13 protein-coding genes are annotated in these 12,814 nt (G+C 61.4%); 5 read left to right on the top strand and 8 right to left on the bottom strand.

Annotated elements, in window-relative coordinates; all coding sequences use genetic code 11:
- Window positions 1-169 precede the first annotated feature (169 nt).
- From VJ651_RS19500 to VJ651_RS19485, 4 genes are read left to right on the top strand one after another with little or no spacing between them, the layout of a single operon-like run.
- The gene (locus tag VJ651_RS19500) at window positions 170-1,231 is read left to right on the top strand and encodes an HlyD family secretion protein (RefSeq protein ID WP_324109039.1); all 1,062 of its coding nucleotides are present in this window, start codon (window positions 170-172) and stop codon (window positions 1,229-1,231) included.
- Window positions 1,210-2,997, top strand: coding sequence for an ATP-binding cassette domain-containing protein (locus tag VJ651_RS19495; protein WP_324109038.1), 1,788 nt, complete (start codon window positions 1,210-1,212; stop codon window positions 2,995-2,997). Before VJ651_RS19500 ends, VJ651_RS19495 begins: the two co-directional genes overlap by 22 nt.
- Window positions 2,994-4,148 (top strand): ABC transporter permease, encoded by a 1,155-nt coding sequence (locus VJ651_RS19490; RefSeq protein WP_324109037.1) that lies wholly within the window; start codon window positions 2,994-2,996, stop codon window positions 4,146-4,148. Before VJ651_RS19495 ends, VJ651_RS19490 begins: the two co-directional genes overlap by 4 nt.
- Window positions 4,145-5,329, top strand: coding sequence for an ABC transporter permease (locus VJ651_RS19485; protein ID WP_324109036.1), 1,185 nt, complete (start codon window positions 4,145-4,147; stop codon window positions 5,327-5,329). The genes VJ651_RS19490 and VJ651_RS19485 overlap by 4 nt, the downstream gene beginning before the upstream one ends.
- Here VJ651_RS19485 and VJ651_RS19480 read toward each other — a convergent pair.
- The 7 genes from VJ651_RS19480 to VJ651_RS19450 all read right to left on the bottom strand — a co-directional run bounded on the left by VJ651_RS19480 (window position 5,326) and on the right by VJ651_RS19450 (window position 11,072).
- Window positions 5,326-5,541, bottom strand: coding sequence for a hypothetical protein (locus VJ651_RS19480; protein ID WP_324109035.1), 216 nt, complete (start codon window positions 5,539-5,541; stop codon window positions 5,326-5,328). The genes VJ651_RS19485 and VJ651_RS19480 overlap by 4 nt on opposite strands.
- Window positions 5,542-5,664: 123 nt before the next feature.
- Complete coding sequence (locus tag VJ651_RS19475) at window positions 5,665-6,792, bottom strand: HDOD domain-containing protein (protein WP_324109034.1); 1,128 nt, start codon at window positions 6,790-6,792, stop codon at window positions 5,665-5,667.
- A gap of 186 nt (window positions 6,793-6,978) precedes the next feature.
- Window positions 6,979-7,458, bottom strand: coding sequence for a hypothetical protein (locus VJ651_RS19470; protein WP_324109033.1), 480 nt, complete (start codon window positions 7,456-7,458; stop codon window positions 6,979-6,981).
- Between the two features lies 1 nt (window position 7,459).
- Window positions 7,460-7,708, bottom strand: coding sequence for a hypothetical protein (locus VJ651_RS19465; protein WP_324109032.1), 249 nt, complete (start codon window positions 7,706-7,708; stop codon window positions 7,460-7,462).
- A 291-nt stretch (window positions 7,709-7,999) separates the two neighbouring features.
- Window positions 8,000-8,983: a lysylphosphatidylglycerol synthase domain-containing protein gene (locus VJ651_RS19460; RefSeq protein WP_324109031.1), complete on the bottom strand. Its 984-nt coding sequence runs from the start codon at window positions 8,981-8,983 to the stop codon at window positions 8,000-8,002.
- Window positions 8,980-10,272 (bottom strand): cardiolipin synthase ClsB, encoded by a 1,293-nt coding sequence (gene clsB / locus VJ651_RS19455; protein ID WP_324109030.1) that lies wholly within the window; start codon window positions 10,270-10,272, stop codon window positions 8,980-8,982. The genes VJ651_RS19460 and clsB overlap by 4 nt, the downstream gene beginning before the upstream one ends.
- Before the next feature lie 473 nt (window positions 10,273-10,745).
- Entirely contained in the window at window positions 10,746-11,072 is a 327-nt protein-coding gene (locus tag VJ651_RS19450) for a hypothetical protein (RefSeq protein WP_324109029.1), read from the bottom strand.
- A 203-nt stretch (window positions 11,073-11,275) separates the two neighbouring features.
- Here VJ651_RS19450 and VJ651_RS19445 point away from each other — a divergent pair, with 203 nt between their 5' ends.
- On the top strand, window positions 11,276-12,151 hold the full coding sequence (locus tag VJ651_RS19445) for a class I SAM-dependent methyltransferase (RefSeq protein ID WP_324109028.1): 876 nt from the start codon (window positions 11,276-11,278) through the stop codon (window positions 12,149-12,151).
- A gap of 15 nt (window positions 12,152-12,166) precedes the next feature.
- Here VJ651_RS19445 and VJ651_RS19440 read toward each other — a convergent pair whose 3' ends face one another.
- Window positions 12,167-12,814: a DsbA family oxidoreductase gene (locus VJ651_RS19440; protein ID WP_324109027.1), complete on the bottom strand. Its 648-nt coding sequence runs from the start codon at window positions 12,812-12,814 to the stop codon at window positions 12,167-12,169.

The following is a 12,814-nucleotide window of genomic DNA, read 5'->3' as shown; positions in this document are numbered from 1 at the left end:
GAGGGCTTACTTCTTGGCAAAAAATTGTCTGTGCTCACGTTTATCGAGCCCTTCAGTCCGGCCATTCGAACGGCTTTGACTTGCGTCAACGAAACCCGCGCGTGCCGGTGCTTACTATCCCAGCATGTGGGCCAACAAACGATCCCTCGCGATTTTTCTGGCAGTAGCCGTGCTTGCCGGAATGGCCTATTTTTTCTATGTGCAGTCCGGCAAGCGCACGCTTCCCGACGGACTGATCCAGGCCAATGGCCGCCTCGAAGGCGACCATGTGATTGTTTCCCCAAAAATTGCCAATCGCATTGCCGATCTGCGCGTGCGCGAGGGTGACACGGTGGTTGCGGGACAGATACTGGCGATGCTGGACGACTCGCAGGCGAATGCGCGCGTAAAGCAACTGGAATCGGCAGCGAATGCCGCGCGCGCCCAGGTGGATGCGGCGAAAAGCGCCTACGCCGTCCTGAAGAAAGAAGTGCCGAATGCGATCGGCATTGCCGAAGCCAATCTGTCGCGCGCACGCAATGGCGCGGCAAAGGCGCAATCCTCGGCACAGCAGGCGGCGCGCGAGTCGGAGCGCGTGCACATGCTGGTCGAGCGCCACTTCATCGATGCGCAGCGCGCGGAGCAAGCCGACCTCGCCCTGACCGCAGCCCGCTCCGACGAGCACTCAGCGCAGGACGCAGTCCGGCAAGCGGACAAGCAACTGGCGGATGCGCGGCTGGGATGGGACCGGCTGCAGGCGAAAGCCGCCGAGATCGCCGCGCTGGAAGCACAGCTGGCGCAGGCACGGGCAGCACTGGAAGAAGCGCACAGCGTGCTCGACGATCTGGCGATCAAGGCGCCGTCCGCCGGCGTGGTATTGACCCGCTTTCGCGACAAGGGGGAAGTGCTCGGCGCGGGCAGCCCCATCTTCGACATCGTCGACCTCGACAAGCTCTATCTCAACGTCTACGTGCCGGAAACCCTGATCGGTAAGGTGCGCCTGAACCTGCCCGCGCGCCTCTACACCGATACCTTTCCCGACACGCCTTTCGCGGCGACAGTCAAGACGATCTCGTCGCGCGCCGAGTTCACGCCCAAGGAGGTGCAGACGCAGGACGAACGCACCAAACTCACCTACGCGGTAAGACTGTACCTCGACAAGAATCCGGATCATCGTCTCACGCCGGGACTGCCAGCCGATGCAGTCATACGATGGAAGGAAGGTGTGGAGTGGACCCGCCCGCGCTGGTAGAAGTCGTCGACGTCGAAGGCTTTTCCAAGGCCTACGGCAAAACCAGTGCCGCCGACGGCATCAGATTGCATGTGCGGCGCGGCGAACTGTTCGGACTGATCGGTTCGGACGGTGCAGGCAAGTCCAGCCTCATCAAGGCGATCGCGGGTGTGCAGACCTTCGATGCCGGCACCGTCAAGGTGCTGGGCGTGAGCCTCGACTCCGAAGCCGCGTGCGAGAAGATCAAGGACCGCATCGGCCTGATGCCGCAAGGGCTGGGACAGAACCTGTACGGCGAGCTGAGCGTCGAGGAGAACATCGATTTCTTTGCGCGTCTGCGGCTGGTCGACGAACGCGTGCTGGCCGAGCGCAAGGCGGCGCTGCTCGCGATGACGCGCCTGACGCGCTTCCGCGACCGTCCGATGAAAAACCTCTCGGGCGGCATGAAGCAAAAGCTCGGGCTGGTATGCACGCTGATGCACGAGCCGGAATTGATCATTCTCGACGAACCCACTACCGGCGTCGATCCGGTGTCGCGCCGCGATTTCTGGACGATCCTGTCCAAGCTGGTGCAGGATCAAGGCATCACGGCCCTGATCTCGACGGCATACATGGATGAGGCCAGCCGCTTCCATCGCGTGGCCTTGATGCATGAGGGCAGGATTCTCGCCACTGGCGAACCGGATGCCTTGCACGAACAACTGCCGCAGGGAAGACTCTCGCCCGGCGCGCCGCTGGAAGAGGTGTTCGTTGCACTGATAGGCAAAGATTCGGTGCTCCCGGCGACCACATCGGCCGCCGCGCCGCCGAAGGAAGCCACCGGCACCAAGGCCATCGAAGCGAACGATCTCACCTGCGATTTCGGCGACTTTCGCGCCGTCGACCATGCGAATTTTTCCGTCGCGCCGGGCGAGATCTTCGGCCTGCTGGGCGCGAACGGCGCCGGCAAGACCACCGTCATCAAGATGCTCACCGGCATCCTGCGCCCGACCAGCGGCACCGGCTATGTCGCCGGCGTCAACATGCGTTCCGCCTCGCAAGGCATCAAGGAACGCATCGGCTACATGTCGCAGGCGTTTTCTCTGTACACCGACCTGAGCGTGGTCGAGAACATCCGCCTGTACGCCGGCATCTACGGCCTCGACCGGAAGCAGGCTGCCGCGCGCATGGAATGGGTGATGGAGATGGCCGGACTGGGCGGCAATCGCGATACGCCGGCGGCCAGCCTGCCGATGGGCTTGCGCCAGCGCCTGGCGCTCGGCTGCGCGCTGCTGCATCGGCCGCAAGTGCTGTTTCTCGACGAGCCGACGTCGGGTGTCGACCCGATCGGGCGGCGGCGTTTCTGGAACATCCTGTTCGATCTCGCGCGCCAGGACGGCGTGGCCATCCTCATCACCACCCATCACATGTCGGAGGCCGAATACTGCGACCGGCTGGCATTGATGCACGGCGGCCGCATGATCGCCGATGCCGCTCCCGCCGAATTGAAGCACGAGACGGAAGCGCAGGCAGGCGTCCTGCTGGAGATTTCCGCCCGCCCCTTGCAGCGCGCCTTGTCGCTGCTGAACGAAGCCGGATACGCCGGGGCGTCGCTGCATGGCAAGTACATTCATGTGTTCTCCCGCAATCCCGGAGAAGACAGCGGGCGCATTCGCGCGCTGCTGGCCGCGCTGGATGAACATCCGGCAATCGAAGCACAGCCCCTGTCCATCGAGGATGTCTTCGTGCATCGCATCACGCGTCTGGAGAAAGACGGCAACGGCACGCGACCCGAGGAGGCGGCATGAATTTCCAGCGCGTCAGCACTCTGTTCCTCAAGGAGTGGCGCGAGATCGTGCGCGACAAGGTGTTCTTCCTGCTTGCCTTCATCATGCCGGTCGCATGGATGGTCGTGTTCGGCTACGGCATGAACATGGACACCGTGAACGTGCCATTCGCGGTGCTCGACCAGGACCAGTCCGCCATGAGCCGCGAATATGCGAACCATTTCATCGACTCGCGCTATTTCTCATTCAAGGGCTATCTGCGCGATTTGCATGAAGGCGACCGTTTGCTGCGGGCCGGCAAGCTGCGCGTGGTGATCGTTCTCCCGCCGCGCTTCGAGCAAGACCTGAAGGGCAGGAAATCGGTGGCGATCCAGACCATCCTCGACGGCACCTTTGCCTATCGCGTGCGCGGCATCGCCGGCTATGTGGATGCGATCAACCGCGATGCCAACAACGCCTTGCAGGTGCAGCAACTGAGCGAGCGCTTCGGCATGCCGCCGGCGCGCGCGCAGGTGATGGTGCAGCCTGTCCACCTCGAAGTACGCTACCTGTTCAACCAGGCATTGCACAGCATCTGGTCGGTTGCGCCCTCGCTGATCATGTTCACCATGATGGTCGCACCCGCGGTCCTGACCTCGCTGTCGGTCGTACGCGAAAAGGAAACCGGTTCGATCTACAACATCTACGCATCCACCGTCACCCGTGCGGAATACCTGCTCGGCAAACTACTGCCCAACATCCTGATCTCCACCGTGAACGCCATCGTGCTCTGGCTGATTGCGACGCTGCATTTCGGCGCGCCCTTCAAGGGCAGCATCCTGTTCTTCTTCCTCGCCTCGGTGGTCTACGTGTCCTGCACTTGCAGCATCGGCTTCCTGGTATCGACGCTGGTGCGCACGCAAGGCTCGGCGCTCCTGATCACGGTCATTCTCGCGATCGTGCCGGCGGTGCAGTTCTCCGGCATGTTCACGCCGGTGGCTTTCCTGCCCACCAGTTCGCGCGTGCTGGCGCACCTCTTCCCGCCGGTGTATTACAACAACATCGTGCAAGGCGCCTTCCTGAAGGGAACCGGCTGGGCGATGCTGTGGACCGATGTGCTGTTCCTCGCGGTCTACGCGGCCGGCTTGCTGATCGTCTCCTACGCGGTCTTCAGAAAGCGTACGCCATCATGAACGATCGAAGCGCTGCGCCACGCCGCCCGCTCACGCTGTGGATACGCCGCGTGGCGGTACTCACGCAAAAGGACCTGAAGCAATTGCTGCGCGATATCCCGCTGCTGATCTTTGTCGTCTATGTGTTCACGCTCGATATCTACGTCGCCGGCGTCGGCATGACCGGCGATCTGCTGAATGCAAAGCTGACGGTGCACGATGCCGACCACAGCCAGTCTTCGCGGGAACTGAGCTATCGCTTCATGCTGCCGTATTTCGATTTCGCAGGTGAAGTCACGCGTCCCGTGCATGGGCTGGACTTGCTGGATCGTGGCAAGACCATGATGGTGCTCGACATTCCGGCGCGCTTCGACGAGACTCTGCGCAATGGACAGGAAACCGCGCACCTGCAATTGCAGGTCGATGCCAGCAATGTGGCGCTCGGCTATCTGGCGCCGTCCTATGTCGAGCGCATCATCGGGTATTTTTCGCAGGACTACGCGCAGCGCGTGCGGATGTCGCCGATCTCGTCGGGCGATCCGCCGCCGGTGATTGCCTCGATCGACAATCGCACCCGCGTCTTCTTCAATACCAATCTAAATGGCCACTGGTTCAACGCAGTCGGGCAATGGCTCACCATGATGACGGTGGTGGCGGTATTGCTGCCGGCGGCGGCCTTCGTCCGCGAGAAGGAGCGCGGCACCATCGAGCAATTGCTCGTCTCGCCGGTGACGCCGTTCCAGGTGATGCTGTCGAAAGTGATTGCCACCACGCTGCTGGTTCTGCTCGGCTCCGCCGCCAGCATGTACGCGATCATGCAACCGCTGATCGGCGTGCCTTTTCGCGGCGACGCGCTGCTGTTCTTTGCGCTCAACGCGCTGTACGTGTTCAACATTTCCGGATTGGGTTTGCTGATGGCGACCTTCGTGCGCAACCAGGCGCAGGTCGGCATGCTTACCATCCTGATCTCGGCGCCGATGACCATGCTGTCGGGTACCTGGACCGCGCCGGAATCGATGCCGCCCTGGCTGGCCGAGCTGGTGAACTGGTCGCCGCTGCATCACTTCATCGAATGCTCCTACGGCATTATTTTTCGCGGTGCGGGGCTCGACGTATTGTGGCCTTCGGTACTGGCACTGATCGGTTTGGGCGGCGCCTTGTTCGGCATGTGCGTGTGGCGCTTCCGGCGGCAGTTTGGCTAGCCGCGACGTTCCGCCGGCCGCAACAGGACGCGGCTCGCGACCTCCATGTCGATCATCTTGTGGCGCAGGAAATCGGCTGCGGCTTTCGTTCCGAGGACTTCCTGCAGTGCGATGCCCTTCTCGACCACCTCGGCGGTCACAAAGTCGCTTCGACGCGAGAACGGCATCGCGCCGGAGGGTGCATCGCAAGTTGTTCGGATCAGTGCGTCCATCGGAATATTCCCATGACTGTGTGTCGTTGCATGCCGTGCCGGCATGAATACGCATGTTATGCCGCCCACGGCGCGGCAGGGCTGACCCTGGAGGACAAATACTTGGCTTCGCGAGCCGAGAATCTAGCGTGACTTCGCCGCCACAGCCGCCGACAACCAGTCGCGCTCATCCACTTCCACAAGCTTCTTGAGGCAATCGATTTCCTTGTCCGACAATCCTTCCAGCACCTTGGGATCCTCGATGTCGAGACGGCCGCGCCGGGCCAGGATGTCGATCTTGCTGAGGTAATCGCCCATCCAGAGGATTTTTCCGATCGGCGACAGCCTTGCGAGTTTTTCGTCGGACTCCTGTTCGCGGATCGCGGTCATGACGGCGTCGGGGAAATGCCATTCGCGCCCGATGTTGCCGGTGAGTATGCGGCCCTGCGCGGCAAGCTCGTTGCAGAAGGTCGGCGATCCGATCGGCTGCCTGAGATCGCATATCTTGTCGATGATGCGCAGCGAGACCGTCAGGCCGACGTTCTGCACCAGTCCGGCGAGGAAGGCATCGAGCGGATCGGCAGGCTCATCCTGCGCCAGCATGTTACAGGCGAAGGCGCATTGTTCGGATTGCGCCCACAGTCGTGGCGCGAGATTTTTCGTGAACGCGCCGGAATTGAGATTGATGATGGGCCGGAACGCGACGCCGGAGATCAGTTGGCGCAGCCCGTTCTGCCCCAGCACCAGGATCGCATGGTCGATGCCGTCGATCGGCGTGCCGGGCCGGAAGGCGACGCTGTTGGCCAGGCGCAGGACTTCCGCGACCAGGACGACATCGTGCGAGATGCGGCGCGCCAGATCGACGCCGTCGAATTCCGGATTGCGCAGGCTTTGCAGCAATTGCGGGATCACACCCGGCATGCGATGCACCATGTGGGCGCCGGAATCCTTCGAATTCACCACCTCCTGGAGCGCGGCGAGGATCGTATCTTCATTGCGGTTGGTGAAGATCTCGGTCTGGTCTTCGGATTCGAAGAGCCAGCTCGAAAACATGAAATCGACCTGGTAACGCTGCATGGACGTCACATCGTCCGCGGCGAATCGGGCTGTCCGCGTTTTCACCGTCGGAGCTGCAATGGCGGCTGCTTGCGGCGCAGCGGCCTGTTTGCCGGAATCGGAAAAGAGACGTCGGATCCAGTCGATCATCGCGGTCGAAGAGTTGTCGTGTTGTACCGCCGGGGCGGCGGCGCCGGTGTTGCCGTCATGCATCATTTAAACACGGTATGACGGCGGCGTCGACAACTAATGATCCGATCGGCACAGCGGCCGTCCCGCCGCAGGGAGACGGCCGCTGTCGGGCAAACCCGCACGGCGCTTGCCACATGCGGGAGGCGGTGACACCTCGGGCTTCAGGTTTCAGGCAATGGCAGCGTTACCCGGATAGCGCTGTGGCTTTCCTCAGGAAGCCCAGGTCGAGCGGAGGCAGATATGATCTTCCGGCAGGGCGGACAGGACATTGCCGCGTTGCAGAAAGCGCTGTTCGGTCTCTGCGTCCTGCAGGTGCAGCAATTGCGCCGCCATCACGTCATAGACCGGAATCTCGCCGGCCGGCCGCACGCACAAGCGATACTTCACCTTGCCGTCATAGCGCAGCACATCGATGTTGCCGATCAGGTCCACGCGAATGCGGTAGCGTTCGCCGGTGTTGCCGCCGATGACATGAAAATGCTTGTACTGCCGGAATTCCCGGCGTTGCTCCGGATTCAACTGTTTCAGCAACAGTGTGAGCGACTTGCGATTGGCCCGCCGCTCGCACCGTATGACGTCGCGACGTGTGCGGTCGCTGTCCCGTTGCGCTTTCCGCATCCAGGACATGACGCGATCGAAGACACGCCCCACGCTGCCGAGCATCTGCCATGCTCTGTTCGGTGCGGGCATCTCAGCCCCCTACCGTCCTCGGCACCATGACCAGATCTTCCAGCGTGGGATCGAACTCCTTGACCACATGTTTCGTTTCCGCCTTCTGTTCGGAGCCGAAAGCGGAATAACCTTTTTCGAGCAAGCGGTCGAATGTCTCCTGCGCGGCCGCGATTTCTTTCGGATCGCCCATGTTCCACTTCAGTTCCTTATGGCCAGACGCATCCATAATGCTCATCTCGCCGATCCTCGATTCGAGTGCTTTTCTCATCATTTGCTCCTTGCCATCCGGGTTGGAAAAACTCCCTTCCTGATCAGGCCGCCGACTTCTTCGCGCGTTGCTCTTGACGACAAGCCTTGATGCGCGTCGTTCTGCGCGTCGTTCGCATCAAGCCGCCACAGTGTGATATACCGCGGCGGGCATTCGCCTTGCAGCCTTTGTCCTCTGCATCACTTAAGGACACCAACGACACAAACAAGATCGCTTTGCCGCTTGAAGAAACTGTGATCTACATCAAGTGCGATGCATCCCGCACACCGCCTGCGCACATCCTCCAATGGCTCATGTCTGCTTCGTCATCCTTCGACCATCTTTTTTTGCGCGCAGTTCTACAATCAGATAAATCAATGCCGCCATCGCCAGCGGCAGCAGATAGTAGACCGCGCGATAGGTGAGCAAGGCCGCCAGCAGATCGCTCTTGGGATGGCGGTCGGACAGCAGCGCGACGAAGACGGTCTCCAGCACGCCCAGTCCAGCAGGAATATGGGCGAGCACGCCTGCAATGGCGGCCACCAGCAAGGTGCCCAGCACCACGGGGAACGCGATCTGCTGTCGCAGCAAGACGAACAATATCGCCGCGATCAGGAGCCAGTTGACGCATGACATGCATAACTGCAAGAGCGCCAGCGGCAGCGAGGGCAAGGTCAGCTTCTTTCCCCGGAACTCCCAGGTGCGCCGACGCGCAAACGCGCACAACAATACATACGATGCGGCGGCTGCAAGGAGCGCGATGCCGAGCGCCTGCAAGCCTGCGGCCCCGAGCCGCCATTCGTCGGGCAGCGCGAATGGCGGCCGTGCGAATACCGCACCGGACAGGAGCACATATCCGATCCAGTTGGTGAACATGCTCATCACCACCACGCGGGTGATGACATCGGCATCGAGGCCGAAGCGCGAATAGAGTCGATAGCGAAAGGCAACACCGCCGACGATCGAGCCGATATTCAGATTGAATGCGTAGCTGACAAAGTTGACCATCATCACCTTGGGCAGCGGCAAGCCATGGCCGGTGGCATGACGGCCCAGCAGATCGAAGCAACTGTAAAGCGCGAAACTGGCTGCGGACAGCAGCAATGCGAGCCAGAGTTCCGAAGATGGCCGGCTGCGCATGGCGCCAACGACTTCGTCCCACTCGACGGAACGGACCTGGTTCATCAGTAGATAGCCGACAAGCAAGAAGAAGCCCAGCGTCAGCGCGCGGGTCAGCCAGCGCCACCAGCGCCTGGCCGCAAACGACCGATTCTCCGCCGGCGCCTGGCTGTTCATAGATGCGCAGTCTCGTTCAGGCATTCCGCGTCGTCGGGAGGCTTGGCGGGCGGCAAGGAGGCCAGCTTCGGCGCATGCGCGGGCAGACGTCCGGCCCATGCCGGGTAACGGCGCAGCAGATGAAACAGGACGAAGCTGCGCAGCTTGGTCCATGCGCTCGGTTCCTGCAGGTCCTCGGCTTTGACCTGCTTGCAACTGGTCGCCATCAAGCGTTCCAGCGCACCGCTGAGCCGGCTGTTGAAGTCGCGGTCGCGGATCATGACATTGGCCTCCAGATTGAGCGCCAGGCTGAACGGATCGAGATTGCTGGAACCGACTGTCGACCATTCGTCGTCAATCAGCGCCACCTTGCCGTGCAATGGCCGTTCGCAGTATTCATGGATCCGCACACCGCCGCGCAGCAGGTGGCGGTACAACATCGCGGCGGCGGTCTGCACGATGGGCATGTCGGGTTTGCCCTGCAGGATCAGCGATACTTCGACCCCGCGCCGCGCCGCCTTGCGCAGATCGCGGAGGAAGGCATAGCCGGGAAAAAAGTAGGCGTTGGCGATCACGACGCGCCGTCGCGCCAGCCGGATCGCCAGCCGGTACTGGCGTTCGATGTCGTTTCGGTGTTCACCGTTATCGCGCCAGACAAAGACCGCGTCTGCAGGACCGGCGACGGGCAGCGCAGCGACAGCGGGTTGCGCCTGGCGGCGCCAGAACCAGCGCCGCCGCACCTTGCCCTGTGCCAGTGCAGCAAGCATGAAGGCATGAATGTGGGCCACGATCGGGCCTTCCATTTCGACCGCGTAGTCCTGCTTGGCTTCGGGGCCGAAATCGGCGAGATGGTCGGCGGAATAGTTGATGCCCCCGGCAAATGCCCGCTTGCCGTCCACCACCACCAGCTTGCGGTGCAGACGGCGAAAATAATTGACCCGTAAAAACGGACGCGGCGCGGGATCGAAAACATGCAGGCGCACCCCCGCCGCCGTCAGCGTCGAAACAAATTCCTCCGACAGGGCGGGCGAGCCGAAGCCGTCGATGGTGATGTCGACCTGTGCACCGTGCGACGCCGCGGCAAGCAAGGCCGCATGCAAGGCCTTGCCGACCTTGTCGTCATACAGGATGAAGGTTTCGATCAGCACTTCCTGCCGGGCGGCGGCGATCGATTCGAAGACGCGCGGAAAGAACTGCTCGCCATTTTCCAGCAGAGAAAACTTGTTGCCTCCGATCCAGTTCAGGCTCACCCTCAGTCCCTCCACCGTGTAACGCGACGCACATTGCGCGCGGCCGATCCGCCCGAACATGCCGCGATGAAAGCTTCAGGCGCAATTGCCTGGACTCCTTCGACATTGTCGATTTCACGTCTCCCGAATGCACATTGGAATCTTCACAATCCCGTGTCTTTTTTACCTGCCTTTAACTTGCTGCCTAGACTGCTTCTGGAAGAGTCGCCGGTCGCGCCACGCGGCGTATTCCGCTGCGCCGTGCTGTCGACACTGCCGGCGCGTGTCCCCGCTTCACGCGATGAAGACGATTGGGGCGACGCGATGCCGGCGGCAGTCATCAATGCAACGAGAAGCGTCGCCGATGCGAGACCCTTCATATTTCCTTCACGAACAAATGAAAAAATAGACAAGCGGAGGTGCAAGTAACATGCCATTGGCGGCAGGGAAAGCAGGTGCTATACGGACCTGTGATCGCTTGGAGGAAACGTGGGAGGGAATACTGCGGTGGTGTATCGGGAATGCAAAAGTTGGGTTTGACGGCCCTGCCCTGTTTACCGCGAAGGCAGGCCATGGCCGAAATGCGGCGCATGCCTGTCGTGACGGCGCATTTGCAGGCGTGTCGCCAGCCAAGCGATGCCGCTTGCGATCAGATGCAGGAACGCGCATGCGGCGATGACGGCGCACAGTACTGCCTCAAGCTGCACGAACTGGCGCTTCAGCCCTTCCATCATGAATTGCTGCTCGCTTTGAAGCATCCACTGAAGCAGACACCACGCGATCGTGAAAAAAACGACAATGATGGTCGCGATCCGCATGGACAAGACGTGGCGGAACTGCCTTTCTGTCAGCGGAATGTCTTCTGGTGTTTGCCGGAGCATGATGCGATGCCTTCCTTTCTTCGCTGCGAATGACGCGCGATGTCACGGGAAACCATCTTCCCGCTTCCCGCAATATTTATCCACTTCATATTCTTCATAACCAATATGGATCTTGTGAATATCAGAATAAGACGCACAAGTCTTGACTCTTACGTGGCGTCAGGCTTTATCTTTTGCATATCGTCAGCAACAGGAGAACGCGATTGGAAACGCCACCAGAAAACCTGATCCATTCCGGCCAGCCGAGCCAGACAGCACTGGGCGTCGCCACCCTGCGCGCCGCCCATCAATTGCTCGACGAGCCGGTTATCTTCGACGACCCGCTGTCGCTGAGCATTCTTGGCGCGGAGGCTGAGGCGCGCTTGCGCGAAAACCTGTTTCAGTTCAACGACCCGTTTTCACTCGGCGTGCGTGCCTCCCTCGTTGCGCGCAGCCGGCTGGCCGAAGACGAGCTCTCGCGCGCGATTCAGGGCGGGGTCAGGCAGTACGTGGTGCTGGGCGCCGGGCTGGACACCTCCACACTGCGCCATGCCGACACTGCCGACGGACTGCAGATGTTCGAAGTCGATCATCCATCCACTCAGCGCTGGAAGCGCGCCATGCTGGAAGCAGCGGCCATCCCTCAGCCGGCGTCGATACGTTTCGTGGGCGTCGACTTCGAGCGCGATTCCCTGAACGAATGCCTGCAGAACGCCGGCTTCCGTCCCGATCAGCCGGCCTTCTTTGCATGGCTGGGTGTGACGGTCTATTTGCTGCCCGAGGCGGTTGTCGACACCCTGAAATTTGTCGGCGGCCTGCCGGCGGGTAGCGTGATCGTGTTCGATTATCGCGTCCAGCCATCGATGCTCGATCCCATGCAGCGCGCAATCGGCGAGCGTCTTGCACGCTATGTCAGCGCGCAGGGCGAACCATGGAAATCCTCATTCGATCCGGCGGCGCTGCAGGAAACGCTACGCGGCCTTGGGTTCAAGAGTCTGCAGGATCTCGGGCCCGACGATCTGAATGCGCGCTACTTCACCGAACGAAAGGATGGATTGCGTGTCGGAGGCGGGTTTCGCTTGATGTGCGCGAAGGTGTAGGGCGATACAGGCAGTTCAGACTGCGTCGGCCGCTTGTCGCAATGCCTGCTCGAATACCTCGACGGGTTGCCCGCCGCGGATCAGGAAGCGGTCATTGATGATGACCGCGGGCACGGAGTGGATTCCTTGATCGAGATAGAACTGTTCCTGCTCCCGCGTCTCGTCGGCGTATTCGCCGCCGGCGAGAATGGCGCGCGCCCGCTCCGGGTCCAGCCCGGATTTTTCCGCCAGGCGCACCAGCACTTCATGGTCGCCGGGGTTGTCGCCATCCGTGAAATAGGCCTTGAACAAGGCACGCTGAAGCGGCAATTGCCGCCCTTCGAGCTGTGCCCAGTAAAGCAGCCGATGCGCATCGAAGGTGTTGTAGATGCGCCGGCGCTTGTCCATGCGGAAAGTGAAGCCCAGCGACTCTCCGCGCGCCCGGATCGCTTCCTGATTGCTTTCCATCTGTTCAGGGGAAGCGCCGTATTTTTCGGTCAGGTGCTCGACCACATCCTGGCCCTCGGGCGGCATGGCCGGGTTGAGTTCGAACGGCTGAAAATGCAGGTCGGCGCTTACTTCGTCGCCGAGACGCTGCAGCGCCTGGTCGAGCGACTGCAGGCCGATTGCGCACCATGGACAGGAAACATCTGATACAAAATCGATTTTCAGCCGTTTACTCAT

Source organism: Noviherbaspirillum sp. (assembly GCF_035254865.1).
Classification (GTDB): domain Bacteria; phylum Pseudomonadota; class Gammaproteobacteria; order Burkholderiales; family Burkholderiaceae_D; genus Noviherbaspirillum.
The sequence above is the reverse complement of the archived record's forward strand: the minus strand, read 5'-3'. Positions and strand labels throughout refer to the sequence as shown.